Here is a 26885-nt window from a genome sequence, read left to right on the forward strand (position 1 = left end):
AGACAGAATCTTGACCAATGCGCCAGGGGTGTGGTTCGCTAGCGTTGCCGTCGGTCGACGCGGCGGCGGCTCTTCGCCCGCGTGCGGGCGGCCGATCCCCTCGAAGCCGATCCTCTCGAAGGAGCACGATGGCCGACAACGGGTCCACGATGCTGGTCGTGAGCGCTCATGCGGGCGACTTCGTCTGGCGCGCCGGCGGCGCCATCGCCGCGACCACCCTGCGCGGCGGGCGCGCGGTCGTGGTGTGCCTCTCCTATGGAGAGCGCGGCGAGTCGGCGAGCCAGTGGCTGCAGGGCAAGAGCCTCGACGAGATCAAGGCGATCCGGCGCGACGAGGCGTCGGCTGCGGCATCCGCCCTGGGAGCGGGCATCGAGTTCCTCGACCTCGGTGACTACCCGCTCGTGGAGTCCGAGGATGCTGTCGCCAAGCTCGTCGACGTGTACCGGCGTGTGCAGCCCACCGTCGTGCTGACGCATCCGCTCGCCGACCCGTACAACGGCGACCACCCCGCCGCCGCCCGGATGGCCCTGCAGGCCCGGGTGCTCGCGCAGGCGATCGGCGTCGCGAACTCGGACGGCTCGTTCCCCGGCGAGGACGACATCATCGGCGCCCCTCCGGTCTTCTTCTTCGAACCCCACCAGCCCGAGCAGAGCGACTTCAAGCCGAACGTCCTGCTCGACATCACCGAGGCCTTCCCGCTCAAGCGCGCGGCGATGGAGTGCCTGCCCGCGCAGAAGCACATGTGGTCGTACTACACCGACCTCGCGATCCGCCGCGGGGTGCAGGTCAGGCGCAACGCCGGCCCCAACCTCGGCCTCCCGCACGAGACGATGGGCGAGGCCTACGTCCGCTACTTCCCGCAGGTGACAGGCGTGCTCGAGTGAGCGCAGAGCCCGTGATCGTCACCGACATCGCAAGAGCGGATGCCGCGACCGTCGATGCTCTCGCCGTCCACGGCGTCGCGACGGTGCACGAGGCGATGGGGCGGACCGGACTCGTCGGCCCCGGCATCCGTCCCATCCAGGACGGTGCGCGCATCGCGGGCTCCGCCGTGACGGTGCTGTCCTGGCCGGGCGACAACCTCATGATCCACGCGGCGATCGAGCAGTGCCGGGAAGGCGACGTGCTCGTCATCGCGACGACCTCGCCGTCGACCGACGGCGCATTCGGCGACCTCTTCGCGACGGCGCTCAAGGCGCGCGGAGTGCGCGGTCTCGTCACGACGACGGGAGTCCGGGATGTCGCGGACCTCCGCGCGATGGGATTCCCGGTGTGGTCCAGCGCCGTGCACGCACAGGGCACGGTCAAGGCGACGCCCGGCTCGGTGAACGTGCCGATCGTCGTCTCCGGCGCGACCGTGCGACCGGGCGACGTGGTGGTCGCCGACGACGACGGGGTCGTGATCGTCCCGCGACAGGAGGCCGCCGAAGCGCTGAGAGCCGCCGATGCGCGCGTCGAGAAAGAGGCCGCCGACCGGACCGCCTACGGTTCGGGCGCGCAGCTCAGCCTCGACCGGAAGGGCCTCCGTCAGACCCTCGCCGACCTCGGTGTTCGGTATGTGACGCAGGCGGAATACGACGATGGCGGCCGCTGACTTCGATCTCGCCGCGGCGGTGCGCGACGGCATCCCCTGCATCCTGATGCGCGGCGGCACGTCGAAGGGGGCGTACTTCCTCGCGGACGACCTGCCGTCGAACCACGGGGTGCGTGACGCCCTGCTCCTGAGCATCATGGGGAGCCCCGACGCGAAGCAGATCGACGGAATCGGGGGAGCGCACCCGCTCACGAGCAAGGTCGCGATCGTGTCGCGCTCGGCGGAGCCCGGCATCGACGTGGACTACCTCTTCCTTCAGGTGGCCGTCGACGAGCCGGTCGTCACCGATGCGCAGACGTGCGGCAACCTCCTCGCCGGAGTCGGCCCGTTCGCGGTCGAGCGCGGGCTCCTCGCGGCGGGCGGCGCGGAGACGACCGTCCGGATCCGCCTGGTGAACACGGGCGATGTCGCGACGGCCGTCTTCCCGACCCCCGGCGGGCGACCGGACTACGCGGGCAGTCAGGCCATCGACGGCGTGCCGGGCACGGCGGCGCGGGTAGAGCTCGAGCTGGCATCCGGCGGCCGGCCGCTCCTGCCCACCGGGCGCGCCTCCGACGAGGTCGCCGGCCACCGGGCCACTCTCGTCGACAACGGCATGCCGGTCGTCCTGCTGCGCGCCGACGAGTTCGGCGTGCGGGGCGATGAGACGCCGGCCGAACTCGAGGAGCGCGCGGACCTGCGGGCATCCGTCGAGGCGGTCCGCCTCGCTGCGGGAGCGCTCATGGGACTGGGCGACGTCGCGGACATGACCGTGCCGAAGATGTTCCTGCTCTCACCCCCGCGGGCCGCCGGCGCCATCTCGACCCGAGCCTTCATCCCGTCCCGCGTCCACCCGTCGATCGGGGTGCTCATGGCGGCGTCCGTCGCCGCGGGGATCAGCATCCCCGACTCCGTCGGCGCCGACCTCGCTCGGCTGCCCGAATCGGGGCCGATCGAGGTCGAGCATCCGTCCGGCTCCTTCCCCGCGCTCGTGCACGTCAGGCAGGCCGACGACGGCGCCTGGACGGCGACGTCGACCTCGATCCGCACCGCCCGCAAGCTCTTCGACGGCGTCGTCTTCCCCCGCGCCTGAGCCCCGGACCCCCCTTCCCGCACGTCAGAGAGGACACCGATGACCGACCACACCGCCTTCGACGTCGCGCATCTCGCGAACGTCGAGCTGCTGACACCCGAGTTCGACCGGAGCCTCTGGTTCTTCCGCGACCTGCTCGCGATGCGCGTCGTCGCCGAGGCGGGCGCCTCGGTCTTCCTGCGCACCTGGGACGAGTACGAGCTCTACACGATCAAGCTGACCGCGTCGGATGCCGCGGGTGTGGGCCGCACGTCGTTCCGAGCGGCGTCGCAGGAGGCGCTGGAGCGACGCGTCGCCGCGATCGAGGGGATGGGCCTCGGCGAGGGCTGGGGCGACGGCGAGGTCGGGACGGGCCCGACGTACTCGTTCCGAGACCCGGACGGGCACGCGATGGCGATCTACTACGAGACCGAGCGCTACCTCGCCGGCGAGGACGACCGGCCGGCGTTGAAGAACCAGGCATCCGCGTTCCCCGGTCGTGGCGTCAACGCGCGCCGGCTCGACCACATCAACTACCTGGCGAAGGATGTCGAGGCGAACGGCGAGTTCCTCGCGCAGGCTCTGGGGATGCGGGAGTCCGAGCGGATCCGGCTCGACTCGGGGAGGTTCGCCGCGTGGTGGTTCCACTTCAGCCTCAAGTCGTACGACGTCGTCTACTCCGACGACTGGACGAAGCACGGCAACCGCCTGCACCACATCGCGTTCGCCCCCGACACGCGGGAGGACATCCTGAGAGCCGCTGACATCTTCCTCGAGAACGGCATCCACATCGAGTCCGGGCCGCACAAGCACGCGATCAACCAGACGTTCTTCCTCTACGTATGGGAGCCCGGCGGCAACCGCATCGAGTTCGCCAACGCCGGCGCGCGGCTGCTGCTCGACCCCGACCAGCCCGTCGTCGAGTGGTCGGAGGCCGAGCGCAAGAAGGGTCAGGCGTGGGGCATGAAGACGATCGAGACCTTCCACACCCACGGCACGCCGCTCGTCTGACGGCGTCATCCGTCCCCGAGGGCTACCTCCACACGTCGGCCCCGATCTCCACGACCGAGCGGATCTTCGCCCACTGCTCCTCCTCGGTGAGGAGGTTTCCCTCCTCGGTCGAGGCGAAGCCGCACTGGGGGCTCAGGGCGAGCTGGGCGAGCGGCGCGAAGCGCGCGGCCTCCTCGATGCGCTGCGTGACGACCCGGGGGTCTTCGAGCTCGCCGCTCTTGGTGGTGATGAGACCCAGCACGACGATCTTGTCGCCCTCGGGAAGGAACCGCAGCGGCTCGAAGCCGCCCGCGCGCTCGCTGTCGTACTCCAGGAAGTACCCGTCGTAGTCCGTGTTCCCGAGGAGCTGCTCGGCGACCGGCTCGTACCCTCCCGATGAGATCCATGTCGAGCGGAAGTTGCCGCGGCACACGTGGGTCGTCACGACGAGGTCGTCCGGCTTGCCCTCGAGGATGCGGTTGAGCAGTGACGAGTACCGCTCGGCGATGCCGTCGGTGTCGATGCCGCGCTGACGGGCCTTCTCGAGCTCCACCTCGCTGCACAGGTACGCCCACGCCGTGTCGTCGAACTGCAGGTAGCGGGCGCCGGCGTCGTAGAAGGCCTGCCACGCGTCCCGGTAGGCCTGCACGAGGTCGTCGGCGATGGCGGGGTGGCCGCCGGGATACGCCGCGGGGTCGATGTGGCCGGGCTCGACCCGGAAGTCGAGCACGGTGGGCGCCGGGATCGTGAACTTGGGGGTCACGCCGGCCGCCTCGGCCCTGTCCTTGAGGAAGCGGAAGTGCGCGAGGAACGGGTGGTCGGCGGGGAAGCGGATGGGCCCCGAGACGTGCACGCCGCGCGGCTTCGTCTGGACGCCCTGGAACTGGATGCCGTGATCCAGCTCGACGATCTCGACCCCGTCGAGGAAGCCGAAGAAGTCGAAGTGCCACCACGAGCGGCGGAACTCGCCGTCGGTGGCGAGCTCGAGGCCTGCGGCCTTCTCCTTCGCGACGAGGTCGGCGATCGCGTCATCCTCCACCGAGCGCAGGGCTGCGGTCGAGAGGTCCCCCTCCGCGTGCTCCAGCCGGGCCTCGGCGACGGCAGCGGGTCGGAGGAAGCTTCCCACGATGTCGGCCCGGAACGGAGCGCGCTGACGGACGGAGGTCGAGGCAGTGGAGGTCACCCGGCGATCGTAGTTCCCCTCCCGCGCGTGCGCCCAGCGGGCTGTCACACGCCGTCACCGTCCTGGCCGGAGTCGGTGTCGGAGCGCGGCGTTAGGGTTGTTCGGTGCCCGCCCCCGTCATCGATGCCCGCAACCTGGTCAAGGCCTATAAGGCCAAGGGGAAGCCCGACTTCCTCGCGGTCGACGGGCTGTCGTTCGAGGTCGCTCCCGGGGAGTCGTTCGGTCTCCTCGGCCCCAACGGCGCCGGCAAGTCCACCACGATGAAGATGATCGGCGCCGTCTCGACGCGCACGAGCGGAGAGCTCACGATCCTGGGCCTCGATCCCGATCAGTACGGCCCCGAGATCCGCTCCCGCCTGGGCGTCGTCCCGCAGCAGGACAACCTCGACGGAGAGCTCAACGCGCGCGAGAACCTGTTCATCTACGGCCGCTACTTCGGCCTCCCCGCGAAGGTCTGCCACGAGAAGGCCGACGAGCTGCTCGCCTTCGCGGCGCTGGAAGACAAGGCGAAGGCGAAGGTCGACCAGCTCTCCGGCGGCATGAAGCGGCGCCTGACGATCGCGCGCGGGCTCATCAACGATCCGCGCATCCTGCTGCTCGACGAGCCGACGACCGGACTCGACCCGCAGGCCCGGCACGTGCTGTGGGACCGGCTCTTCCGGCTGAAGGAGCGCGGCACGACGCTCGTGCTCACGACCCACTACATGGACGAGGCCGAGCAGCTGTGCGATCGCCTCATCGTCGTCGACAAGGGGCGCATCATGGCCGAAGGCACCCCCGCCTCGCTCATCCGCGAGCACTCGAGCCGCGAGGTGCTGGAGGTGCGCTTCGGGTCCGATCGGAACGCTGAGGTCGCCTCGAGGCTCGAGGGGATCGGCGATCGTGTCGAGGTCCTGCCCGACCGCATCCTGATCTACACCGGCAACGGCGAGGCGGCGCTCGAGCGCATCGCGCACGAAGGGCTCGAGCCGCTCACGTCGCTCGTGCGGCGGTCCAGCCTCGAAGACGTCTTCCTCCGCCTCACGGGAAGGTCGCTGATCGAATGAGCGGCGATTCCCCGGTCGGCGGGTCGGCGGAGACGGGGATGCCTCGGGGCGAGGCATCCCTCACCCTCACGCAGCCGACGCTCGACGAGCTTCGCGCCGAGGCGATGGTGTGGGGCCGCAAGCCGCGCCGCCGCGGCACGCTCTACGTCACCGAGCACATGCTGCGCGCGATGCGCGCGTACGGCTGGACGATCATCGTCAATGCGCTCGGCCAGCCGATCCTCTACCTTCTCGGGCTGGCGGTCGGCCTCGCCGCCCTGATCCAGGCGCCGATCGACGACGGCGGCCAGGAGGTGCCGTACCTCGTCTTCGTCGCACCGGCGCTGCTGATGACGGCGGCGATCGCCGTGGCATCCGAGGAGTTCACCTACCCCGTGATGGCGGGCTTCAAGTGGCGACGCTACTTCTACGGGTTCAACGCGTCGCCGATCGGGTCGCCGCAGATCGCCGGGGGAGTCGTCGCGGGCGCCGCCGCGCGGATGGCCGTGACGGTCGTCCTCTACTACTTCTTCATCTGGATCTTCTTCGCGCTGCTGTATCCCGACGCGACGAACCCCGGCACCGCCTGGTTGATGATGCCGGTCGGCGTGCTGGCGGGCCTCTCGTTCGGCATCCCGCTCATGGCGTACGCGGCGTCGATCGAAGACGACAAGGGCCAGTTCGCCCTCGTGCAGCGGTTCATCTTCATGCCGATGTTCCTCTTCTCGGGCACGTTCTACCCGCTGACCAACCTGCCGCTGTGGCTGCAGTGGATCGGCTGGATCTCCCCGCTCTGGCACGCGTCCGAGCTGGGCCGCGCGGCTACCTACGGCGATATGTCGGCGCCGCTCGTGTGGGTCAACCTCCTGTACCTGCTCGCCCTCGCCGTCGGTGGCTTCGTTCTCGCCCGACGCGTCTTCACGAAGAGGCTCGCGAAATGACGGCTGTCGACACGACAACGGAAGCCGCGCCCCGCCGCGGCAGCGTGCGCGCGCTGTGGGCCGGCAATCCGTTCGCCGTCGTCCAGCGGGGGCTCATCGCCGCACGCTCGTCGAGCTGGATCGTGGTCTTCTCGGGCTTCTTCGAGCCGGTGTTCTACCTCGCCTCGATGGGCCTGGGGCTCGGCGCGATCATCGGCGACGTGCAGACGTCGGGCGGTGTGGAGGTGCCGTACGCGGCGTTCATCGCACCGGCGCTCCTCGCGGTGTCGGCCATGAACGGCGCCATCTACGACTCCACGTGGAACGTGTTCTTCAAGCTCAACTACGGCAAGCTCTACGAGGGCATGCTCGCGACGTCGCTCGGGCCGCTCGACGTCGCCCTCGGCGAGATCCTCTACGCGCTGCTGCGCGGGCTGCTCTATGCGACCGGGTTCCTCATCATCATGCAGATCCTGGGCCTCAACCTCGCGTGGACGGCGATTCTCGCGATCCCGGCCGTCCTCCTCATCGCGTTCGGCTTCGCGGCGGTCGGCATGGCCGTCACGAGCTACATGAAGACGTTCCAGCAGATGGACTGGATCAACTTCGTCCTGCTGCCGATGTTCCTCTTCTCGGCGACGCTGTACCCCATCACGGTCTACCCGGAGTGGGTGCAGGCGATCGTGATGGCCTTCCCGCTGTGGCACGCCGTCGAGCTGATCCGGGGGCTCACGACCGGCGTCATGAGCCCCGACATGGGATGGCACCTGCTCTACTTCGTCGTCATGATCGTCGTCGGGCTGATCTTCACGACGAAGCGGCTGCGGGCCCTCTTCCTCGACTGAGCGCCCACGGCCCACCCGCCCGATCCGGACGGACGCCTCGGATCCGGACGGATCACGCGGCCTGGCCCGAATCCAGCGGGGATCGTCGGAATCCGGCGGGGTCAGGGGTCGCGGCGACGCGCGCTCACGAGCCATCCGGCGCCGAAGCCGACCCCGAGCAGTCCGACGGCGGCGAGAGCGAGACCGCCGATGACCGCCGGGGGGACGCCGATGCCGGGGGTGAAGACCTGACCGCTCAGTGGCGCGTACGCGAACCATCCGAAGGCCGCGGTCGCTCGTGCTGTCGCTGCGAGCACGACGCCGCCGATGGCGGCGAGGGACGACACGACCAGCAGAGCGACGATCAGCGTGTCTCGGCGCGGCATGACGTCAGGCTATCGGGCCGGTCGGGCGGGGTGCCCGGGCCCGTCGGGCGCGGCGGGGTTTGTCGGGCGGGGCCGGTCGGGCGGCGCGTCCCGGGCCGGTCGGGCGAGGCATCCGGGACCTGTCAACCCGCTTTCCGCCCGGCCCGTGTCGAGCGAGAGTCGGGGGGAACGAAGGAGCCGCGATGAGCGACAACACACCCCACGAGCACCACTCCGACGACGCGCAGGCCGACGACGCGCCTCCCACGGATGCCGTCAGCGACGAGGTCAAGGAGGATGCCGCGAAGGCGGGGTCGTCCGGCGGCCCAGGCGAGCTGCCCGACGAGCCGGCCCTCACCCATCCCTGACCGCCGACCCTCACCCACCCCTGACGAGCCGGCCCTCACCCACCCCTGACCGCCGGCCCTCCGCCCCTTCCGCCGCCGGCCCTCCGCCACTTCCTCCGCCGGCCGTCCGCCCCTTCCGCCGCCGACCCTCCGTCACTTCCTCCGCCGGCCGTCACCGGCGGAGGAGAAAGCGCGGGGGGAGGACCGTTTCCGCGGAAACGTCCTCCCTTCGCGGCTTCTCCTCCCCCCGACGGGGCGCGTGCGTGGACGACGCGCGGGTTCGTCGGCCGAAAAAGGAGAGTGGATGCCGCGACCGGGGCCGCGGCATCCACTTCCCGCATCTGGTATCAGAGCGAGCCTGTCGCCCCCACGCCGAGATTGTCGTCGTAGTCGACGTCCTTGGTCTCTTTGGAGAGGAGGAGCGCGATGAGGGTCAGGACCGCCATCGCCGACAGGTAGATTCCCACGAGCCACGGGCTGCCGCCCGTCGCCGCCCACAGGGCGACCGCGACGATCGGGGCGAGCGCCGCGCCGAGGATCGACGAGACGTTGTACGAGATCGCCGAGCCCGAGTAGCGGACGTTCGTGGGGAAGAGCTCCGGCAGCACGGCGCCCATCGGGCCGAACGTCGCACCCATGAGCATGAACCCGAACACCAGGAACGCCTGCACCATCGCGCCGGTGAACTTCGGGTCGGCCTGCGGAAGCAGGAAGAGGTTGAAGGTCAGGCCGAACAGGATGATGAGGATCGTCACCCAGATGAGGAGCTTGCGGCGCCCGATCGCGTCGGCGATGGGGCCGGAGAGCAGCGTGAAGATGCCGAAGAACACGACGCCGATGATCTGCATGATCACGAAGTCGGTGTAGCCGAAGCCGAGTCCCGGGTAGAACTGCGCTGCGAACGCCGTCGCGTCGAACGGCTTGCCCGCCGCCTCCGCCTGGGCCGCCGCTGCCGCTGCCGCCACGTCGACGCTGGCGGCCTTCGTGCCGTACGACAGCGTGAAGTTCGTCATCAGGTAGAACAGCACGTACGTCGCCAGCATGATGAAGGTGCCGAGGATCAGCTCCTTCCAGTGGTGACGGAGCACGACGCCCAGCGGGAACTTGCGGATCGCCCCCTTCTGCTCCGCCTTGGCGAAGGTGTCGGACTCGACCAGGCGCAGCCGGACCCACAGGCCGATCACGACCATCACGGCCGAGAAGAGGAAGGGAACGCGCCAGCCCCACGCGAGGAAGGCCTCGGAGCGCTGCGCGCCGCCGTCGGGATGGGGGAGCAGGAAGTTGATCGCGAGGAAGATCCCGTTCGCGATGATGAACCCGAGCGGCGCACCGAGCTGCGGGAAGGTGCCGTACCAGGCGCGCTTCCCCTTGGGGGCGTTCTCGGTCGCGACGAGCGCGGCCCCCGACCACTCGCCGCCGAGCGCGAAGCCCTGCGCGAGGCGCAGGATGAGCAGGAGCAGGGCCGCCCACCATCCAATGTCGTTGTAGGTGGGGAGGCAGCCGATGAGGAACGTCGCGATCCCCATGGTGAGCAGCGACGCGACGAGCGTGGCCTTGCGCCCGAAGCGGTCGCCGAAGTGACCGAAGACGATCGCGCCGAGGGGGCGCGCGATCATCGCCGCGCCGAAGACGCCGAACGACGCGAGGAGCGCGGTGGTGTCGTTCCCGGTAGGGAAGAAGAGGATGGGGAAGACGAGCACGGCCGCCGTCGCGTACGCGTAGAAGTCGTAGAACTCGATCGTCGTGCCGACGAGGCTCGCCGTGATGACACGGGAGCGCGGATTGGCGGGTGCCGCCGTGGGGGATGCCGTTGTGGCAGTGGAAGACATGAGGAACCTGTGTCGGGGGGACTGCGTGGACGTCTTCTTGGGACGCGCCGGTGGCGGGAGCCCGGAGCAGGGGTGACGCAGCGGGCGGCTCGTCGCTGGGTCACCGAGTGCCGGCGGAGTCGCCGGCGAACGGTTTCCGAGTCTACCCGCGCGTGGGAGAAGGCGGGCCTACGGCAGGGCCCGCCTTCTCGCGGTCGGAGGGGGCTACCGCCAGAGAACGGCGATGGCCGCGTTGGCGAAGGTCAGGATGCCGATCGACCAGAAGATGGCCGGCGGCACCGCGCCCGTCTTCTTCTGGCGACCGCGGCCGATTCCGAGCAGGGCTCCGATGACGACGAGGATGACGAGCTTGAGGCCGATCTTGGCGTAGTTGAGGTCGTACTCGATGCCCCACGGGGCGGCCAGGATGAGGCCGGCGACGCCCGCGATGGCGAGGCCCCACTCCATCAGGCGCGTGACGTGGTGACGCCGGTTCACGACCTCGACGACCCAGGCGCCGAAGAGGATCGCGAAGCCGACGAGATGGACGAGCAGGACGACGTGGCGAAGGAACTCCATGACCTCAGCCTACCTTTCGTAAGGCTGAAGCCGACGCACACGGCCCGCTCCGGCATGCGAGTCGAGGTTCGGGGGGCCAGTCGAGCCCTCACTGGGCTCGACCCGAACCCCATGCCTCGACTCGAACCCCAGGCCTCGACTCGGACCCCAGGCCTCGACCCGAACCCGACGGCTCGACTCGAACCCGACGGCTCGACTCGGACCCGATGCCTCGGCTCCGCAGCGGAGCGCGGGTCAGAACCCGGCGGGGCGGCGCTGCGCCGCGCGCAGCTCGCGCAGCACCAGCGCGGTGCGGATCGCGGCATCCGCAGCCTCCGCGCCCTTGTCCTCCTTCGACCCGGGCAGGCCCGCCCGGTCGAGTCCCTGCTGCTCGTCGTCCAGCGTCAGCACCCCGAAGCCGACCGGCTTGCCGGTGTCCAGTGCCACGCGGGTCAGGCCGTCGGTCGCCGCATTCGAGACGAAGTCGAAGTGGGGGGTGCCGCCGCGGATGATGACGCCGAGCGCCACGACCGCGTCGGCCCCGGCATCCAGCGCCGCCTTCGCCGCGACGGGCAGCTCGAACGAGCCGGGGACCCGGACGAGCCGCCACGACGCGTTCGCGGCGTCGAGCGTGCGCTGTGCGCCCGCGATCAGGCCGTCGGTGATGACGTCGTGCCAGCTTCCGGCGACCACGACGATGTCAAGGTCGGTCGCGTCGGTGCCGCCGACGATCGGCGCGCCCTTGCCGCTCATGCGCTCGCTCCTCCCGCCAGGTGCGATTCCTTCATCTCGGCGAGCGCATCGGCGAGTTCGCGCTCGTCGATGAGGTGTCCCATCCGGTCGCGCTTGGTCTCGAGGTACTGGTGGTTGTTCGGGCCGACGCCCACGAGCAGAGGCACCTGCTCGACGATGTCGAGACCGAGTCGGCGCAGCTGGTTCACCTTGTCGGAGTTGTTCGTGAGCAGGCGCACCTTCTCGACGCCGAGGTCGGAGAGGATGCCGGCCGCGGCGGCGTAGTCGCGCGCGTCGGCGGGAAGGCCCAGGGCGAGATTCGCGTCCACCGTGTCGAGGCCCCGCTCCTGCAGGCTGTAGGCGCGCAGCTTGTTGATGAGCCCGATGCCCCGGCCCTCGTGACCCCGCATGTAGATGACGACACCGCCCTCCTGCTTGATCGCGTCCAGCGCGGCATCCAGCTGCGGTCCGCACTCGCACTTCAGCGAGCCGAACGCCTCGCCCGTCAGGCATTCCGAGTGCACGCGCACGAGCGGCGCCTTGTCGGTGATCTCGCCCGACACGACCGCGATGTGGTCGGTGCCGGTGATGCGGTCCTTGTACGCGAGGAAGCGGAACGCACCGTGCGAGGTCGGCACGTTCGCCTCGGCGCGCAGGCTCACCCGGCGCCTGTGCGGCGAGGCCGCCACCGACTCGAGCGGCTCGTTCGCCTCGAGATGGGTCACGAGCTGCTCGATCGTGATGACCGGCACGCCGTCGCGCTCGCCGAGCTCGAGGAGGCCGGGGAGGCGCATCATCGATCCATCCTCGGCGACGACCTCGGCGATCGCGCCCACGGGCTTGAGGCCGGCCAGGCGCATGAGCTCGACCGCGGCCTCGGTGTGACCGCCGCGCTCGCGGACGCCCCCGTCGACGGCCCGGAGCGGAAGGATGTGACCCGGGCGGATGACGCTCCCCGGCGTGGACTCGGGGTCGGCGAGCACGTTCAGGGTGTGGGCGCGATCGGACGCGCTGATGCCGGTCGACACCCGGTCGGCCGCGTCGACGCTCACCGTGTACGCGGTGCCCCGGGCGTCTTCGTTGACCGCGACCATCGGCGGAAGGTCGAGCCGGTCGGCCCACTCCGCGGGCATCGGCGCGCAGATGAATCCGCTGGACCACCGGACCGTCCACGCGACCCATTCCGGGGTGGCGAGCTCGGCGGAGAGGACGACGTCGCCCTCGTTCTCGCGGTTCTCATCGTCGGCGACGATGACGGGGCGCCCCGCGCGCAGCGCGTCGAGGGCGTCGGGGATCGTGGCAAGGCTCATCGGGAGCCTCCTTCCGTCGGAGCGGCGAGGGCCGCGGGGGAGTTCGTGAGAGGCGGCTCGCGGTGAGCCGCGGCGGGTGCCGCGAAGGAGAGCATCCGCTGCACATGGCGCGCGAGGATGTCGGTCTCGAGGTTCACGACATCGCCCGCGCCGCGCTCGCCGAGGGTCGTCGCCTCGAGGGTCTCGGGGATGAGCGACACCTCGAACCACTGCGCGGGCGACGACGCGTCGCTGACGGCGCTGACGGTGAGTGAGACGCCGTCGACCGCGATCGACCCCTTGTCGACCACGAGGGGGGCGTGGTCCGCGGCGAGCGAGATCCGCAGCACACGCCACTGGTCTCCGCGGCGCACCTCGAGCACTTCGCCGGTGCCGTCGATGTGGCCCTGCACGATGTGCCCGCCGAGGCGGCCGTGCGCGCGTGTCGCCCGCTCGACGTTGACCGCGAGACCCGGAGCGACGCCGGCAAGGGTGGACATGTCGAGCGTCTGCTTCATGACATCGGCGGTGAACCAGTCGTCGCCCTGGTCGACGACGGTCAGGCATACGCCGCTGATCGAGATCGAGTCGCCGTGCGCAGCATCCGACACCGCCTGGGGTGCCCTCACCGTCAGGCGCACGCCGTCGCCCGAGGGCTGGACGTCGGTCACCTCGCCGATCTCCTCGACGATTCCCGTGAACATCAGTCGTCTCCTTCTTCGTCTTCGCGCACGCGTCCCGCGCCCACCGGCGCCCTCTCGTCGCCGATGCGGGGCGACGCCACGATCAGCAGGTCCTCGCCGAGCCTCTCGACGGACGCCACCTCGAGCCGGCGGGCGTCGCCGATCGTGCCCACGCCGATGTCGGCCAGGGCCATCCGCTCGCCTCCCAGCAGCACGGGCGCGACGTAGGCGAGCACCTCGTCGACGAGGCCGGCCCGCACGAAGGCGCTCGCCACCGTAGGGCCCCCCTCCACGAACACCCGCTGGACGCCGCGCTCGCGGAGGTCGGCGAGGACGGCGCCGAGGTCGTCTCCGCGGTACTGGAGGAGGGGGAGGGGATGCCGCAGCACGGCCGCGCCGTCGGGCACGCCGCGCACGCCCAGCACGACCGGGACCGGCTGATGCTCCAGGAGCGCCCCCGAGGCATCCCGAGCCGTCAGGGCGGGATCGTCGGCGAGCACCGTCCCGATCCCCGCGACGATCGCATCGGCCTGGGCGCGACGACGATGCACGTCGGCGCGGGCCTGCGGGCCGGTGATCCACTGGCTCGTGCCGTCGGAGGCGGCGGCACGCCCGTCGAGGCTCTGCGCCCACTTGACGGTGACATGCGGGCGGCCCAGCCGCTGCACCGTGAGCCACGAGTCCAGCAGCCCGGCCGCCTCGCCGGCGAGGAGCCCCGACTCCACGTCGACGCCCGCCGCGCGCAGGCGCTCGCCGCCGCCGGACGAGTGGTCGCCCGGGTCGGCGATCGCATAGACGACGCGGGCGACACCCGCCTCGATGAGGGCTTCGGCACACGGACCTGTGCGGCCGGTGTGGTTGCAGGGCTCCAGCGTCACGACGGCGGTCGCACCACGGGCCTCGCCCGGGCGGAGCTGCGCGAGCGCGTCGACCTCGGCGTGGGGCGTGCTCGCGCCGCGGTGCCACCCTTCGGCGAGGACGCGGCCGTCGGGCGCAAGGAGCACGGCACCCACCTGCGGGTTGATCCCGCGGGGGCCGTGGAGGGCCAGCGCCAGCGCTCGCCGCATGGCGTCGCGTTCCGCGTCGTTCGCCACTTCTCGTCCGTCTTCCTGCCTCGCGACGGCGCCGGGGGGCAAGGGGAAGCAGCGGCACGCTTCGCGCCGCTCGTGCTGCCTCCCATCCGGACTCGCAGCCTGCGCTGCATCACCGTCGGTCCCGGAATTCCACCGGATCGGCTTCGGCATCCGAGCCCCGGATGGGGATGGATGCCTCGGCTCGCGGACTGTCACCGCCGGTTCGGATTCTCACCGACCCCGGAGCACGTCGATGCTCTCGAGTGTAGTAAACGTGTCCGTGAGCGATTCATTCCTCGACATGCACCGACTCCGGCGGCCGTCGCGAGCTAATCGACGAGCGCCCGCGCGGTCGCCTCGTCGAGTACGAGGTCCGTCACGGTGCGCGCGGCGAGCGCGCCGCGCAGGCTTGCGAGCTTGGAGGCTCCCGACACGATGCACAGCCGTCGCGGGACTCGCCGCAGCACGTCCAGGCCCGGGCCGGTCGCCCGGTCGTTCAGGGCGATCCCGTCGCTCGACCCGTCGGCGCGGAAGAACACCGTGGCGATGTCGCCCACGACGCCCTGGCGGGCGAGCTCCTCCAGCTCGTGCGCTTCCAGGTAGCCGCCGCTGTAGACGTGACTGGGCACGCGGGACCCCGCGGAGCCGGTGCTGAACACGACCAGATCCATGTCGCTCTGCATGTCGAGGATGCGCCGGGTGCTCCGTTCCCGCCACATCGCCTCCCGCGTCCGCGGGTCGTCGAAGAAGGCGGGGACCGGGAACTGCTGTGCGCTGCCGCCGTAGGCCGTCGCGAAGCGGCTCAGGATCTCGCTGGCGTAGAGAAGTCCGGTCGTGTGGGTGTTGCCCGACCCGTTGAGCTGCACGAATGTCGTGCCCCGCACCGATTTGGGCACCAGGTGGCGACTCACGGCATCCGTCGTCGAACCCCACGCGACGCCCACCGTCATGTCGTCGTGGAGCAGGTCGAGGAGGGCATGCCCCGCGGCGATCGAGACGCGCTGGAGGCGGTCGACCTCGCTGGCGTCGTCGGGCACCGGCACCACCTGTGCGGTGACGGCGAATCGCTCCGCGAGGCGCTCCTCGAGCCGCTGCGGAGCGGCGAAGGGCGAGCGGATGCGGATGTCGACGATGCCCGTCGCGCGCGCCGTCGTCAGCAGCCGCGAGACGGTCGAGCGCGATGTCCCCAGTTCGCGCGCGATCGCCTCCATGGTGCGGTCCTGCACGTAGTAGAGGTGCGCTGCGGTCAGCGCACGCGCCACGGTGGCGGGATCGGCGGCGTGGTCCACTCGCCCATCGTGCACATATGTGCACACGACCTGCAAGACCGTCCAGCGATGCGATGATGGATGGAGTCGATACGACAGGAGGAATCCGATGACGGCGTCGAGTCCGAGGCGTGGAGCAGGTGCCCTCGCCGAGCGCCCCCACGCCGAGGTGCTGATCATCGGCGGCGGCATCAACGGCCTCGCCACGTTCCGCGAGCTCGCCCTTCAGGGCGTGGATGTCGCGCTCGTCGAGCGCGGTGACTTCGTCAGCGGGGCGTCGGCCGCCTCATCGCACATGATCCACGGCGGCATCCGCTACCTCGAGAACGGGGAGTTCCGGCTGGTCCACGAGGCCGTGACCGAGCGCAACGGCCTGCTCCGCATCGCGCCGCACTACGTCCGTCCCCTCCAGACGACGATCCCGATCTACAGCACCTTCTCGGGCGTGCTCAGCGCCCCGCTCCGCTTCCTGAGGCACGGCGGCGGCACCCACCGCGAGCGCGGTGCGCTGCTCATCAAGGTCGGCCTCGTGATCTACGACTCGTTCTCGAGGGGCGGCGGACGCGTCCCCGCCCACTCCTTCCTCGGGCGCAAGAAGTCGCTCGTCGCCCTGCCGCGGCTGAATCCGAAGGTCAAGTACACCGCGACGTACTGGGATGCCTCGCTCCACGACCCCGAGCGGCTCGCCATCGACGTCCTCCGCGACGCGGTCGCGGCCGGCCACGGCACGGCGCGCGCGGCCAACTACACGGCGGCGGTCGGCGTCGACGCCGGACGCGTCATGCTCCGCGACCTCGAGACGGGCGAGGAGACGCCGTTCTCGGCATCCGTCGTCGTCAACGCCTCGGGCCCGTGGACCGACATCACAAACGCCGCCATCGGCGATGCGACGTCGTACATGGGCGGGACGAAGGGCTCGCACATCGTCCTCGACCACCCCGAGCTGCTCGAGGCGACGGCCGGGCGCGAGCTCTTCTTCGAGGGCAGCGACGGCCGCATCGTGCTCATCTACCCGCTCAAGGGGCGGGTCCTGGTGGGGACGACTGATCTCGAGCACGACATGGCAGACCCCATCGTGTGCACCGAGGAGGAGGTCGACTACTTCATCGACCTCATCGGGCAGGTGCTGCCCGACATCGCCGTGGACCGATCGCAGATCGTCTACCGATTCTCGGGCGTCCGGCCCCTGCCCGGGCACGGCGACGTCGCGGCCGGCTTCGTGTCGCGCGACTACCGGATCGAGTCCGCGCCTCTCGAGGGGTCGTCCGGCACGAAGGTGCTGAGTCTCGTCGGCGGTAAGTGGACGACCTTCCGCGCCTCCGGCGAGCGGCTGGCCGACCACGTGCTCGAGATCCTCGACCGGGCGCGGGTGCGCTCGACGAAGGGCCTCCCGATCGGCGGCGGCCGCGGCTTCCCGACGAGCGAGGCGGCGCGGCGACAGTGGCTCGCGACGCACGAGGGCGGGTTCGGCATCGAGCGGGCGGCCATGCTGCTCGACCGCTACGGCACCGTCGCGGCCGACGTCATCGAGGCGATCGCGGACGACGACGATGACCGGCCCCTGCGGACCGTGCCCGAGTACAGCACAGCCGAGCTGCGTCACCTCGCCCGCACCGAGGAGGTCGTCCACCTCGACGACATCCTGCTGCGGCGCACGAGCCTCGCGTTCGTCGGCGCCGTCTCGGCGGAGTCCGCCGCGGAGGTCGCCGAGGCGATCGCACCGGTCCTCGGCTGGAATGCCCGCAAGCGTCAGAACGAGGTCGAGCGGGCGCTCGAGCGCGTGCACGCCGCGGACCCGGGCTGGACGGCCGCGGCATCCGACCCGTCCTCGCGCGGCACATCCCGGTCGTCGGTGCCCGCCGACCGATAGCCTGACCGCAGCCGCGCCCGCTCGCCGGGCCGGCTTCGCGACGAAACCGCTGCTGCGCCCGGGTCGCCGGGCCGGCTTCTCGACGAAGAGGAGGCGCCGTGGCCGATCACGTCCTGGCGATCGATCAAGGCACGACATCCACACGCGCGATCGTCTTCGATGCGCAGGGCGCGATCGTCTCGGTGGCCCAGCACGAGCACGCGCAGATCCTCCCGCGCGCCGGCTGGGTCGAGCACGACCCGGTGGAGATCTGGACGAACACCGAGTGGGTCATGTCGTCGGCGCTCTCGCGGGCGGGGCTCGGAGCGGGTGACCTCGTGGGAATCGGGGTGACCAACCAGCGTGAGACGGCCATCGTGTGGGATCGGCGCACGGGTCGGCCGATCTCCAACGCCATCGTGTGGCAGGACACCCGCACGCAGAGCCGCATCGACGCCCTTTCGGCCGACGGCGGGGCAGACCGGTTCGCGGAGACGACGGGCCTTCCCCTCGCGACCTACTTCTCCGCCAGCAAGATCGCCTGGATCCTCGAGAACGTGCCGGGCGCACGGGAGGCCGCGGAGCGCGGAGACGTCGTCTTCGGCACGCCCGACACGTGGGTCGTATGGAACCTCTCGGGAGGCATCCGCGGCGGGATCCACGTGACCGACGTCACCAACGCCAGCCGCACACTCCTCATGGACCTGCAGACGCTCGACTGGGCGGATGACCTCCTGGACGTCTGGGGCATCCCGCGAGCGATGATGCCCGAGATCCGCTCCTCGTCCGAGGTGCTGAGCCAGACGCAGCTCCCCGGGGTCGCCAGCGGCGCGCCGATCGCCGGGATCCTGGGGGATCAGCAGGCCGCGACCTTCGGCCAGGCGGCGTTCGACGTCGGCGAGTCGAAGAACACGTACGGCACGGGGAACTTCCTGCTCGTCAACACCGGGACCGACATCGTGCGGTCCCAGCACGGACTGATCACGACCGTCGCGTATCGCTGCGGCGACCAACCCGCGCGGTACGCGCTGGAGGGCTCGATCGCCGTGACAGGGTCGCTGGTGCAGTGGCTGCGCGACAACCTCGGCATCATCGAGCGGTCGGAGGACGTGGAGACCCTCGCCGCGACGGTGGAGGACAACGGCGGCGCCCACTTCGTGCCCGCGTTCTCGGGGCTCTTCGCGCCCTACTGGCGCCCCGACGCGCGCGGCGCGCTCGTGGGCCTGACCCGCTTCGTCAACCGCGCGCACATCGCCCGCGCGGCCCTCGAGTCGACCGCGTTCCAGACGAGGGACGTCATCGACGCCGTCGTCGGCGACACGGGTCGGACGCTGGACGAGCTGCGGGTCGACGGGGGCATGACGCGCGACGCGCTGCTCATGCAGTTCCAGGCCGACATCCTCGGCATCCCGGTCGTCCGCCCGAAGGTGATCGAGACGACGGCGCTCGGCGCCGCCTATGCGGCGGGGCTGGCGACGGGTCTGTGGAAGGGCATCGACGAGCTGCGCGCGCACTGGGGGGAGGACGTGCGCTTCGAGCCGCGGATGCCGCAGGACGAGCGGGAGCGGCGGTACCGCCTCTGGAAGAAGGCGGTCTCGAAATCGCTCGACTGGGTGGACGCCGACGTCGACGCGTGAGCCGCCGCGCCGACGCCCCCGGTCGTCGAGCGAGCGGAACGAGACGAGACGCCCCGAGTCCTCGAGCTACTTCAAGAGCCGCGACAGCCGGCGATCGGCCAGGATCTTGCCGCCCGTCTGGCACGTGGGGCAGTACTCGAGCGAGTTGTCGGCGAAGAACACACTGCGCACCGTGTCTCCGCAGACGGGGCAGGTCTCGCCGCGGCGTCCGTGCACCTGCATACCGCGGCGCTTGGCATCCTTGAGTTCGGCAGGGGGCTTCCCGGATGCCTCGGCGATCGCCTCCGCGAGAGTGTCGGTCATCGCGGCGTAGAGCCGGTCGACCTCGGCGGCGTCGAGAGTCGACGCGAGTGCGTACGGCGACATCTTCGCGGCGTGGAGGATCTCGTCGGAGTACGCGTTCCCGACGCCGGCGATGATCATCTGATCGCGGAGCACGCCCTTGATCTGCGTGCGGCGGCCTTCGAGCAGCCCGGCGAGGGTGTCGCGATCGAACGTCGGGTCGAGCGGATCCGGGCCGAGCCGGGCGATCCCGGGGACGTCGGCCGGATCCCGCACCACGTACACCGCGAGCGACTTCTTCGTCCCCGCCTCGGTGAGGTCGAACCCCGACCCGTCGCTCAGCGCGACCCGGAGCGCGATGGGCGTCTTCCCGGGCCTGATGAGCGTCGTGGGGAGCTGATCGTAGAACCGCAGCCATCCGGCCTTCGCGAGGTGGAAGACCAGGTGGGGCGAGGCATCCGTCCCCGTCGCGGCGATGTCGACGAATTTGCCGTGGCGCAGGGCGTCCGTGATCTCGGCGCCCTCCAGCGCCTGGACCGGCGGGTCGTACGTCTTGAGCGCCGCGATGTTCGCGACCGTGACGCGCGTGAACTCGAGACCCGTCAGGCGATCGCGGAGGAAGTCGACGAGCCCCTGCACCTCTGGCATCTCGGGCATGCGCCCATCCTCGCACGGGGAGCCGACGCCGGCGCGGGCGAGAACGGCCGGTCGCGCGCCGAAAGCGAACGGCGCGTCAGCCGAGGACGGGCCACTCCTGCGGGAGCCGGTCGTCGGTGGCGAGGAGGCCGGCGATCCATCCGTCGTCGCGGTGTCCCGAGCCGTTGCGCAGCGCCTGGCGGAGTGTGCCCTCGTAGTGGAAGCCGAGAGCGCGAGCGATCCGGGCGGAGCCGATGTTGCCGACGACCGCGCGCCACTCGATGCGCTGCAGGCCGAGCCCCTCGCGCGAGAACGCCCAGTCGACGACCGCGCGGGACGCCTCGGTGCCGAAGCCGCGCTGACGCGACGCCGGGCCGATCCAGTAGCCGAGCTCGGCGGCGCCCGCGCCCTGCCGGTACAGCCCGATCATGCCGGCGAGCACGTCGCCGTCGCGGATCGCCCACGTCTGCTCGACGTCGTCGGCCCAGTTCCTGGCGACGCGATCGATGAACTCCTCGGCATGGCGCCGCTCGTAGGGCGAGGGGACGGTGGTGTATCGCGCGATGGCGGGATCCTGGCAGGCCGCGAGCACGGCGTCGACATCGGCCGCGAGCGGCGTCGACAGCTCGAGGCGCTCGGTGTGCAGAGTGACCGGTTCCATCCCGCCAGCCTAGGCCGCGGCATCCTGCGTCCCCGCCCCCTTCATCGGGCGCGAACCGTCGGATGACGCGTCTCCAAGCGACGATACGCGCCGGATGAACGGGAGCGCGGCGGGGAGGACCCGGATGGCGGCGTACGACGGCGGGCGTCACACCCGCCGGAGGAGTCCGACCTTGTCATACACGGCGGCGAGCGTGCCTCGGGCGACCTCCTCGGCCTTCGCGGCGTTCGTGGCGAGCACGCGGTCGAGCTCCGCGGGGTCGTCGAGCAGCTCGAGCGCGCGCTGACGCACCGGCCCGAACTCGTTCACGACGACCTCGGCGAGGCCCTTCTTGAAGTCGCCGTAACCCCGGCCGGCGTACTCGTCCTCGATCGCCGGGATCTGCCGGCCCGACAGCGCGGCGTAGATGACGAGGAGGTTGGAGACCCCGGGCTTGGTCTCGCGGTCGAACCGCACCGACCCCTCGCTGTCGGTCACGGCCCGCATGATCTTCTTGGCCGAGATCGCGGGGTCGTCGAGCAGCCACAGGACGCCGGCATCCGACTCGGCCGACTTCGACATCTTGGCGGTCGGGTTCTGCAGGTCGTAGATGCGCGCCGTCTCCCGCTGGATGACCGGCATCGGCACGCGGAAGGTCTCGCCGAATCGGCTGTTGAAGCGCTCCGCCAGATCGCGCGTCAGCTCGACGTGCTGCTTCTGGTCGTCGCCGACCGGAACGATGTCGGTCTGGTAGAGCAGGATGTCGGACGCCATGAGCACCGGGTACGTGAACAGGCCCACCGACGTCGTCTCGGCGCCGTAGCGCTGCGACTTGTCCTTGAACTGCGTCATGCGCCCGGCTTCGCCGAAGCCCGTGATGGTGGAGAGCACCCAGGCGAGCTCGGCGTGGGCGGGCACGTGCGACTGCACGTACAGGGTCGACTTCGACGGCTCGATGCCCGCGGCGATGTACTGCGCAGCCGTGCGGCGGGTCTGGTCCCGAAGCCCCGCGGGGTCGAACGGCTGCGCCAGCGCGTGCAGGTCGACGACCGAGAAGAACGCGTCGTACGACTCCTGCAGATCGCGCCACTGCATGAGCGCCCCGATGTAGTTGCCGATCTGGAGCGAGTCGGCGGAGGGCTGCATGCCGGAGTACAGGCGCGGTTTCGTCACCGATCAATCCTATTGGCGGCGATCGGATGCCTCGCCCCGCCGCCGGGGAACCGCGGGCCGTCAGCCCCCGAGGCCGTCAGCCCCCGAGGCTGTAGTCCGCGAGGACCGGCGCGTGGTCGCTCCATCGCGTGTCCCACGACGGCGCCCGCACGACCCGGTAGTCCGTCACGCGCGCGGCGAGCGCCGGCGTCGCCAGGTGGTAGTCGATGCGCCAGCCGCTGTCGTTGTCGAAAGCGCGCCCGCGCATCGACCACCAGGTATACGGTCCGTCGACCTCGCCGGCGAACGTCCGGCCGACGTCCACCCACCCGAGCCCCGCGCCGACCGAGCCGTCGACAGCCGTGACGTCGGCCCCCTGCGGGCCGAGGAACCGGTCGAAGTAGGCCCGTTCGCGGGGGAGGAAGCCCGCCTTCTTGACGTTGCCCTTCCAGTTGCGGATGTCGAGCTCGCGGTGGCCGACGTTGAGGTCGCCCATGATGAGGCCCAGCGGCCGCTCGGCGGCGAGCAGCGGCATCCGCCTCTCCATCGCATCGAGGAAGGCCCACTTGGCGTCCTGGCGGGGCGTCTCGGCCTGGCCGGTAGGCACGTAAGCGCTCACGACGGTGAGCGTCTCGCCGTCGACGTCGAAGTCCGCCTCGATCCAGCGCCCCGCGGAGTCGAGCGTCTCGTCGTCGCCCAGCACGCGCCGCACGTCGACCGAGTCGTTGCGCGAGGCGATGGCGACGCCCGCCCGGCCCTTCGCGAGCGCTTCGTCGTTCACGAGCTGCCAGCCGGGGAGGGATGACGCGAGCTCATCTACCGTCGCACGGACCTCCTGGAGCGCCAGGATGTCGACGTCGGCCTGCTCGAGCCAGGCGGCCATCCCCTTGCGGGTGGCGGCGCGGATGCCGTTGACGTTGACGGAGGCGATGCGGACGCGGCGTGGCACGACGGCCAGCCTACTTGCGGCTCCCGACGTTCCTCGCGCGGGTCCGGTGCCCGTCGGCGGGCACGGACGGGGGAGCGGATGCCTCGACCTCCGCGAGCTCCTGCTGCGCCTGCCGCACGGCACGGTCAGCCGACCAGACGCCGTACCAGGGCGCGTGCGCGCGCGACTCCTGCGCGGTCCGGAGCCGCACCCTGGCCGCCACCAGCAGAGCACGGTGCTCGGCCGCGAGCTTCTCGGCCTGGGAGGGCTCGAGGAGCGGGACGTTGCGGTCTCGCGCCGAGATCGCGATCCACGCCGCGGCCACCAGCATGATGATGCCGATGATCTTGAACCACAGCAGCAGTCCCACGAAGATCGCGAACGTCGCCAGCAGCGGGTTCGACGGCGTGTAGCTGACCAGGAGCCCGGCCCCGAGAAGCAGCACGGCGATGGCGCCGCCGCCCAGCAGGGATCCGGGCCAGATGCGCCGCCACTGCAGGGACGCGCCGGCCAGGAATCGGAAGAGCGCAGCGAGCGTGGCCGCGATGACGATGAACGAGACCAGGAGCGAGCCGACGCGCAGCGACGACACGACCTCCGAGTCCGGATCGATGCCGAACCAGCCGAAGACCAGCCCGATCGCCCACGTGCTCATGGAGCTGAGGCCGAATCCGACGATCAGCGCGATCCCGAAGATCATCGCCGCCAGGAGGTCGCGCGCTTTCAGGAGGAAGTAGGAGCGGTGGTCGTAAGGGAGCTCGAAGATGTCGCGGACGGCGCGGCGGGAGTAGGTGACGAAGCCGATGGCGGTCCAGATGAGGGCGCCGAGCGCGATGATCCCGGTGATGCCCAGCACACCCGTGCTCGACGTCGCGACAGCCTGCACCTGCGCGGGCGTGACGATCCCGCCCTCGTCGCTGATGAGGTTCGGGACGTAGCTGTTGATGACGTTGATGAGCGCTTGGACGGCCTGCTCGCTGCCGCCGAGCCACAGGCCGATGCCCGCGAAGGCGACATAGATCCCGGCGAAGACGGCGAAGAGCGCCTGGTAGCTGACCCCTGCCCCGAGGAGGAATCCGTTCGTCTGCAGGAAGTGCCGCCACACCCGGACCGGGAACCACGCCAGCGTCTGCTGGGTGATCTCGGTCGCGCGGGAGATCGGACGGTCGAATCGCTGACGCAGGTGGAGCTGCGTCTGCTCCCAGCGCTGCCGGAGGTCCTCCTCCTCGGCCTTCGCCTTCTCGGCAGCATCGCGTTTGCCCGACGCGTCACGCGACGCATCGCGTTTGCCCGACGCGTCACGCGACGCGGCAGGACTCGGTGGCGAGGCGGTCACGCAGACAGACTAGCGAGCGGACGCTCCCAGGGCGGGGCGCCTCACCCGGCGCGGGGCGTGCGGCCGGGGCCGCGGCATCCGTCCCGGCGACGGCGTCAGCGCTTGCCGCGGAGCACCGCCGCCTTGACGTCGGCGATGGCCTTGGTCACCTCGATTCCGCGCGGGCAGGCCTCGGTGCAGTTGAAGGTCGTGCGGCAGCGCCACACGCCCTCCTTGTCGTTGAGGATGTCGAGGCGGACCGACGCGGCGTCGTCGCGGGAGTCGAAGATGAAGCGGTGCGCGTTGACGATCGCGGCCGGTCCGAAGTACTGTCCGTCGGTCCAGAACACGGGGCACGACGAGGTGCACGCGGCGCAGAGGATGCACTTCGTGGTGTCGTCGAACACCTCGCGGTCGACGATCGACTGGATGCGCTCCTTGCCCGGCTCCGGCTTCGAGCTCGCGATGAGGAAGGGCTGCACCTCGCGGTAGGACGCGAAGAACGGCTCCATGTCGACGATGAGGTCCTTCTCGAGCGGCAGGCCCTTGATGGCCTCGACGTAGATCGGCTGCGAGATGTCGAGGTCCTTGATGAGGGTCTTGCAGGCCAGCCGGTTGCGGCCGTTGATGCGCATCGCGTCGGACCCGCAGATGCCGTGCGCGCACGACCGGCGGAACGACAGCGAGCCGTCGACCTCCCATTTGATCTTGTGCAGCGCGTCGAGCACGCGGTCGGTCGAGTAGAGCTCGACGTCGTAGTCGACCCAGCGCGGCTCCGTGTCGAGCTCGGGATCGAACCGGCGGATGATGAACGTGACGAGGAACGACTGGATGCCGGTGTCGGCGGCCGCGTCGTCCGCCTGGGCGGGAGCGTCGGCGTCGGTGCGCTCGATGATGTCGGTCGCGGACGTCGCCATCGTCAGTACTTCCTCTCCATCGGCTGATACCTCGTGATCACGACCGGCTTCCAGTCGAGCCGGATGTGATCCTCCGGGTGAGACGACTGCGGGTCGCCCGAGAGGTAGGCCATCGTGTGCTGCATGTAGTTCTCGTCGTCGCGCTTGGGGTAGTCGTCGCGCATGTGGCCGCCGCGGCTCTCCTTGCGGTTGCGCGCCGTGACGACGACGACCTCCGCGAGATCGAGCAGGAAGCCCAGCTCCACAGCCTCCAGCAGATCCGTGTTGTAGCGCTTGCCCTTGTCGTCGACGTGGACGTTGCGGTACCGCTCGCGCAGCTCGGCGATGACGTCCATGACCTCGGAGAGCGACTCCTCGGTGCGGAACACCTGCGCCTTGCGATCCATCTCGTCCTGCAGCGTCTTGCGGAGCACCGCGATGCGTTCGGTGCCGGGGTTGTCGCGCAGGCCCTCGAGCATGTCGCGGACGTCCTTCGCGGGGTCTTCGGGCAGCGGCACGAACTCGGCGGTCTGCACATACTCGACCGCGTTGCGGCCGGCGCGCTTTCCGAAGACGTTTATGTCGAGGAGCGAGTTCGTTCCGAGGCGGTTCGAACCGTGCACGGAGACGCAGGCGCACTCGCCGGCGGCGTACAGGCCGGGCACGACGGTCTCGTTGTCGGCGAGCACCTCCGCCTTGACGTTGGTCGGGATGCCGCCCATCGCGTAGTGCGCGGTCGGCATCACGGGCACGGGCTCGACCACGGGGTCCACGCCCAGGTAGGTGCGGGCGAACTCCGTGATGTCGGGGAGCTTCGTCTCGAGCACCTCGGCGCCGAGGTGGGTGCAGTCCAGGAGCACGTAGTCGCGATGCGGGCCGGCGCCCCGGCCCTCGGCGACCTCCTGGACCATGCACCGGCTCACGATGTCGCGCGGCGCGAGGTCCTTGATCGTCGGCGCGTAGCGCTCCATGAAGCGCTCGCCCGTGACGTTGCGCAGGATCGCGCCCTCGCCGCGGGCGCCTTCGGTGAGCAGGATGCCGAGTCCCGCCAGGCCGGTCGGGTGGAACTGGAAGAACTCCATGTCCTCCAGCGGAAGGCCCTTGCGCCAGATGACGCCCACGCCGTCGCCCGTGAGCGTGTGGGCGTTGGAGGTCGTCTTGAAGATCTTCCCGAAGCCGCCGGTGGCGAAGATGACGGCCTTGGACTGGAAGACGTGGAGGTCGCCCGTGGCGAGCTCGTAGGCCACCACGCCGGCGACCTGCGTCCTGCCCGCGGCATCCTTCACCGTCACGAGGTCGAGCACGTAGAACTCGTTGAAGAAGTTGATGCCGAGCTTGACGCAGTTCTGGAACAGGGTCTGCAGGATCATGTGGCCCGTGCGGTCGGCCGCGTAGCACGCGCGGCGGACGGGGGTCTTGCCGTGGTCGGCGGTGTGGCCGCCGAAGCGGCGCTGGTCGATCTTGCCGTCGGGCGTGCGGTTGAAGGGCAGGCCCATGTTCTCGAGGTCGATGACGGCGTCGATCGCCTCTTTCGCGAGGATCTCGGCGGCGTCCTGGTCGACGAGGTAGTCGCCGCCCTTGACGGTGTCGAAGGTGTGCCACTCCCACGAGTCCTCTTCGACGTTCGCCAGCGCCGCGGCCATGCCGCCCTGCGCGGCGCCCGTGTGCGAGCGCGTCGGGTAGAGCTTCGTGATGACGGCGGTCCGGGCTCCCGGACCCGCCTCGATCGCCGCGCGCATCCCGGCGCCGCCGGCGCCCACGATGACGATGTCGAACTGGTGGTAGTGGACGCCGTCCTTGACGTAGGAGTCCGCGGTCTGGGTGCTCACGTGTCGATTGC

General features: G+C 70.5%; 26 protein-coding genes. 10 read left to right on the forward strand and 16 right to left on the reverse strand.

Going from position 1 to position 26885, the window contains the following annotated elements; translation table 11 throughout:
* Positions 1-128 precede the first annotated feature (128 nt).
* Genes EV279_RS15990 through EV279_RS16005 form a run of 4 tightly spaced genes read left to right on the forward strand, consistent with a single transcriptional unit; the run spans position 129 to position 3656 of the window.
* Entirely contained in the window at positions 129-884 is a 756-nt protein-coding gene (locus EV279_RS15990; RefSeq protein WP_133545800.1) for a PIG-L deacetylase family protein, read from the forward strand.
* A complete protein-coding gene (locus EV279_RS15995) occupies positions 881-1594 on the forward strand; it encodes a 4-carboxy-4-hydroxy-2-oxoadipate aldolase/oxaloacetate decarboxylase (RefSeq protein ID WP_133545802.1) in 714 nt (237 codons plus the stop codon). Before EV279_RS15990 ends, EV279_RS15995 begins: the two co-directional genes overlap by 4 nt.
* The gene (locus tag EV279_RS16000) at positions 1581-2666 is read left to right on the forward strand and encodes a 4-oxalomesaconate tautomerase (RefSeq protein WP_133545804.1); all 1086 of its coding nucleotides are present in this window, start codon (positions 1581-1583) and stop codon (positions 2664-2666) included. Before EV279_RS15995 ends, EV279_RS16000 begins: the two co-directional genes overlap by 14 nt.
* Positions 2667-2705: 39 nt before the next feature.
* Positions 2706-3656, forward strand: coding sequence for a VOC family protein (locus tag EV279_RS16005; protein ID WP_133545806.1), 951 nt, complete (start codon positions 2706-2708; stop codon positions 3654-3656).
* Between the two features lie 22 nt (positions 3657-3678).
* Here the strand turns inward: EV279_RS16005 and EV279_RS16010 are convergent, their stop codons facing one another.
* Positions 3679-4818, reverse strand: a complete 1140-nt coding sequence (locus tag EV279_RS16010; RefSeq protein WP_133545808.1) for a 5-methyltetrahydropteroyltriglutamate--homocysteine S-methyltransferase — start codon at positions 4816-4818, stop codon at positions 3679-3681.
* Positions 4819-4922: 104 nt separating this feature from the next.
* Here EV279_RS16010 and EV279_RS16015 point away from each other — a divergent pair, with 104 nt between their 5' ends.
* The 3 genes from EV279_RS16015 to EV279_RS16025 are packed head-to-tail and all read left to right on the forward strand — an operon-like array spanning position 4923 to position 7608.
* A complete protein-coding gene (locus EV279_RS16015; protein ID WP_133545810.1) occupies positions 4923-5864 on the forward strand; it encodes an ATP-binding cassette domain-containing protein in 942 nt (313 codons plus the stop codon).
* Positions 5865-5902: 38 nt separating this feature from the next.
* Positions 5903-6784: an ABC transporter permease gene (locus EV279_RS16020; protein ID WP_133545939.1), complete on the forward strand. Its 882-nt coding sequence runs from the start codon at positions 5903-5905 to the stop codon at positions 6782-6784.
* The gene (locus EV279_RS16025; RefSeq protein WP_133545812.1) at positions 6781-7608 is read left to right on the forward strand and encodes an ABC transporter permease; all 828 of its coding nucleotides are present in this window, start codon (positions 6781-6783) and stop codon (positions 7606-7608) included. The genes EV279_RS16020 and EV279_RS16025 overlap by 4 nt, the downstream gene beginning before the upstream one ends.
* Positions 7609-7709: 101 nt before the next feature.
* Here the strand turns inward: EV279_RS16025 and EV279_RS16030 are convergent, their stop codons facing one another.
* The gene (locus EV279_RS16030; protein ID WP_133545814.1) at positions 7710-7973 is read right to left on the reverse strand and encodes a hypothetical protein; all 264 of its coding nucleotides are present in this window, start codon (positions 7971-7973) and stop codon (positions 7710-7712) included.
* A gap of 182 nt (positions 7974-8155) precedes the next feature.
* On the opposite strand from EV279_RS16030, the gene EV279_RS16890 reads away from it, so the two are divergent.
* The gene (locus EV279_RS16890) at positions 8156-8320 is read left to right on the forward strand and encodes a hypothetical protein (protein WP_166644548.1); all 165 of its coding nucleotides are present in this window, start codon (positions 8156-8158) and stop codon (positions 8318-8320) included.
* 326 nt (positions 8321-8646) lie between these two features.
* On the opposite strand, the gene EV279_RS16035 is transcribed toward EV279_RS16890, so the two are convergent.
* From EV279_RS16035 to EV279_RS16065, 7 genes are all read right to left on the reverse strand, one after another.
* Positions 8647-10128, reverse strand: a complete 1482-nt coding sequence (locus tag EV279_RS16035) for an MFS transporter (RefSeq protein WP_133545816.1) — start codon at positions 10126-10128, stop codon at positions 8647-8649.
* Positions 10129-10332: 204 nt separating this feature from the next.
* The gene (locus EV279_RS16040) at positions 10333-10686 is read right to left on the reverse strand and encodes a Fe-S protein (protein ID WP_133545818.1); all 354 of its coding nucleotides are present in this window, start codon (positions 10684-10686) and stop codon (positions 10333-10335) included.
* Between the two features lie 234 nt (positions 10687-10920).
* A complete protein-coding gene (ribH, locus tag EV279_RS16045) occupies positions 10921-11418 on the reverse strand; it encodes a 6,7-dimethyl-8-ribityllumazine synthase (protein ID WP_133545820.1) in 498 nt (165 codons plus the stop codon).
* Positions 11415-12707, reverse strand: a complete 1293-nt coding sequence (ribA, locus tag EV279_RS16050) for a GTP cyclohydrolase II (RefSeq protein ID WP_133545822.1) — start codon at positions 12705-12707, stop codon at positions 11415-11417. The genes ribH and ribA overlap by 4 nt, the downstream gene beginning before the upstream one ends.
* Complete coding sequence (locus EV279_RS16055) at positions 12704-13390, reverse strand: riboflavin synthase (protein ID WP_133545824.1); 687 nt, start codon at positions 13388-13390, stop codon at positions 12704-12706. Before EV279_RS16055 ends, ribA begins: the two co-directional genes overlap by 4 nt.
* Complete coding sequence (ribD, locus tag EV279_RS16060; protein WP_133545941.1) at positions 13390-14436, reverse strand: bifunctional diaminohydroxyphosphoribosylaminopyrimidine deaminase/5-amino-6-(5-phosphoribosylamino)uracil reductase RibD; 1047 nt, start codon at positions 14434-14436, stop codon at positions 13390-13392. The genes EV279_RS16055 and ribD overlap by 1 nt, the downstream gene beginning before the upstream one ends.
* A gap of 335 nt (positions 14437-14771) precedes the next feature.
* Positions 14772-15731 (reverse strand): sugar-binding transcriptional regulator, encoded by a 960-nt coding sequence (locus EV279_RS16065; RefSeq protein WP_279526932.1) that lies wholly within the window; start codon positions 15729-15731, stop codon positions 14772-14774.
* A gap of 88 nt (positions 15732-15819) precedes the next feature.
* On the opposite strand from EV279_RS16065, the gene EV279_RS16070 reads away from it, so the two are divergent.
* Together EV279_RS16070 and glpK are read left to right on the forward strand one after the other, a co-directional pair.
* On the forward strand, positions 15820-17580 hold the full coding sequence (locus EV279_RS16070) for a glycerol-3-phosphate dehydrogenase/oxidase (protein WP_133545826.1): 1761 nt from the start codon (positions 15820-15822) through the stop codon (positions 17578-17580).
* Between the two features lie 98 nt (positions 17581-17678).
* A complete protein-coding gene (glpK, locus tag EV279_RS16075) occupies positions 17679-19196 on the forward strand; it encodes a glycerol kinase GlpK (RefSeq protein ID WP_133545828.1) in 1518 nt (505 codons plus the stop codon).
* A 66-nt stretch (positions 19197-19262) separates the two neighbouring features.
* Here the strand turns inward: glpK and EV279_RS16080 are convergent, their stop codons facing one another.
* From EV279_RS16080 to sdhA, 7 genes are all read right to left on the reverse strand, one after another.
* Positions 19263-20135, reverse strand: coding sequence for a DNA-formamidopyrimidine glycosylase family protein (locus EV279_RS16080; protein ID WP_133545830.1), 873 nt, complete (start codon positions 20133-20135; stop codon positions 19263-19265).
* 76 nt (positions 20136-20211) lie between these two features.
* Complete coding sequence (locus tag EV279_RS16085; RefSeq protein WP_133545832.1) at positions 20212-20775, reverse strand: GNAT family N-acetyltransferase; 564 nt, start codon at positions 20773-20775, stop codon at positions 20212-20214.
* A 147-nt stretch (positions 20776-20922) separates the two neighbouring features.
* Complete coding sequence (gene trpS, locus EV279_RS16090; RefSeq protein ID WP_133545834.1) at positions 20923-21927, reverse strand: tryptophan--tRNA ligase; 1005 nt, start codon at positions 21925-21927, stop codon at positions 20923-20925.
* Between the two features lie 76 nt (positions 21928-22003).
* Positions 22004-22855, reverse strand: coding sequence for an exodeoxyribonuclease III (locus EV279_RS16095; protein ID WP_133545836.1), 852 nt, complete (start codon positions 22853-22855; stop codon positions 22004-22006).
* A 10-nt stretch (positions 22856-22865) separates the two neighbouring features.
* Positions 22866-24170 carry a YihY/virulence factor BrkB family protein gene (locus EV279_RS16100; protein WP_133545838.1) on the reverse strand — a complete coding sequence of 435 codons (1305 nt, stop codon included), beginning with the start codon at positions 24168-24170 and terminating at the stop codon, positions 22866-22868.
* A 95-nt stretch (positions 24171-24265) separates the two neighbouring features.
* A complete protein-coding gene (locus tag EV279_RS16105) occupies positions 24266-25066 on the reverse strand; it encodes a succinate dehydrogenase iron-sulfur subunit (RefSeq protein ID WP_243728657.1) in 801 nt (266 codons plus the stop codon).
* 2 nt (positions 25067-25068) lie between these two features.
* On the reverse strand, positions 25069-26874 hold the full coding sequence (gene sdhA / locus EV279_RS16110; protein WP_133545840.1) for a succinate dehydrogenase flavoprotein subunit: 1806 nt from the start codon (positions 26872-26874) through the stop codon (positions 25069-25071).
* Positions 26875-26885 lie beyond the last annotated feature (11 nt).

Origin of the sequence: Microbacterium sp. BK668 (assembly GCF_004362195.1) — a bacterium.
GTDB lineage: Bacteria > Actinomycetota > Actinomycetes > Actinomycetales > Microbacteriaceae > Microbacterium.

What these genes read in the sequence shown, in the direction of transcription:
- EV279_RS16025 (WP_133545812.1), top strand. Translation starts at nt 6,781, where the DNA reads ATGACGGCTGTCGACACGACAACGGAAGCCGCGCCCCGCCGCGGCAGC.
- EV279_RS16105 (WP_243728657.1), bottom strand. Translation starts at nt 25,066, where the DNA reads ATGGCGACGTCCGCGACCGACATCATCGAGCGCACCGACGCCGACGCT.
- ribD (WP_133545941.1), bottom strand. Translation starts at nt 14,436, where the DNA reads ATGCGGCGAGCGCTGGCGCTGGCCCTCCACGGCCCCCGCGGGATCAAC.
- EV279_RS16040 (WP_133545818.1), bottom strand. Translation starts at nt 10,686, where the DNA reads ATGGAGTTCCTTCGCCACGTCGTCCTGCTCGTCCATCTCGTCGGCTTC.
- ribA (WP_133545822.1), bottom strand. Translation starts at nt 12,707, where the DNA reads ATGAGCCTTGCCACGATCCCCGACGCCCTCGACGCGCTGCGCGCGGGG.
- EV279_RS16070 (WP_133545826.1), top strand. Translation starts at nt 15,820, where the DNA reads ATGACGGCGTCGAGTCCGAGGCGTGGAGCAGGTGCCCTCGCCGAGCGC.
- EV279_RS16890 (WP_166644548.1), top strand. Translation starts at nt 8,156, where the DNA reads ATGAGCGACAACACACCCCACGAGCACCACTCCGACGACGCGCAGGCC.
- EV279_RS16005 (WP_133545806.1), top strand. Translation starts at nt 2,706, where the DNA reads ATGACCGACCACACCGCCTTCGACGTCGCGCATCTCGCGAACGTCGAG.
- EV279_RS16000 (WP_133545804.1), top strand. Translation starts at nt 1,581, where the DNA reads ATGGCGGCCGCTGACTTCGATCTCGCCGCGGCGGTGCGCGACGGCATC.
- EV279_RS16030 (WP_133545814.1), bottom strand. Translation starts at nt 7,973, where the DNA reads ATGCCGCGCCGAGACACGCTGATCGTCGCTCTGCTGGTCGTGTCGTCC.
- ribH (WP_133545820.1), bottom strand. Translation starts at nt 11,418, where the DNA reads ATGAGCGGCAAGGGCGCGCCGATCGTCGGCGGCACCGACGCGACCGAC.
- EV279_RS16055 (WP_133545824.1), bottom strand. Translation starts at nt 13,390, where the DNA reads ATGTTCACGGGAATCGTCGAGGAGATCGGCGAGGTGACCGACGTCCAG.
- EV279_RS16080 (WP_133545830.1), bottom strand. Translation starts at nt 20,135, where the DNA reads ATGCCCGAGATGCCAGAGGTGCAGGGGCTCGTCGACTTCCTCCGCGAT.
- EV279_RS16035 (WP_133545816.1), bottom strand. Translation starts at nt 10,128, where the DNA reads ATGTCTTCCACTGCCACAACGGCATCCCCCACGGCGGCACCCGCCAAT.
- EV279_RS15990 (WP_133545800.1), top strand. Translation starts at nt 129, where the DNA reads ATGGCCGACAACGGGTCCACGATGCTGGTCGTGAGCGCTCATGCGGGC.
- EV279_RS16085 (WP_133545832.1), bottom strand. Translation starts at nt 20,775, where the DNA reads ATGGAACCGGTCACTCTGCACACCGAGCGCCTCGAGCTGTCGACGCCG.
- EV279_RS16020 (WP_133545939.1), top strand. Translation starts at nt 5,903, where the DNA reads ATGCCTCGGGGCGAGGCATCCCTCACCCTCACGCAGCCGACGCTCGAC.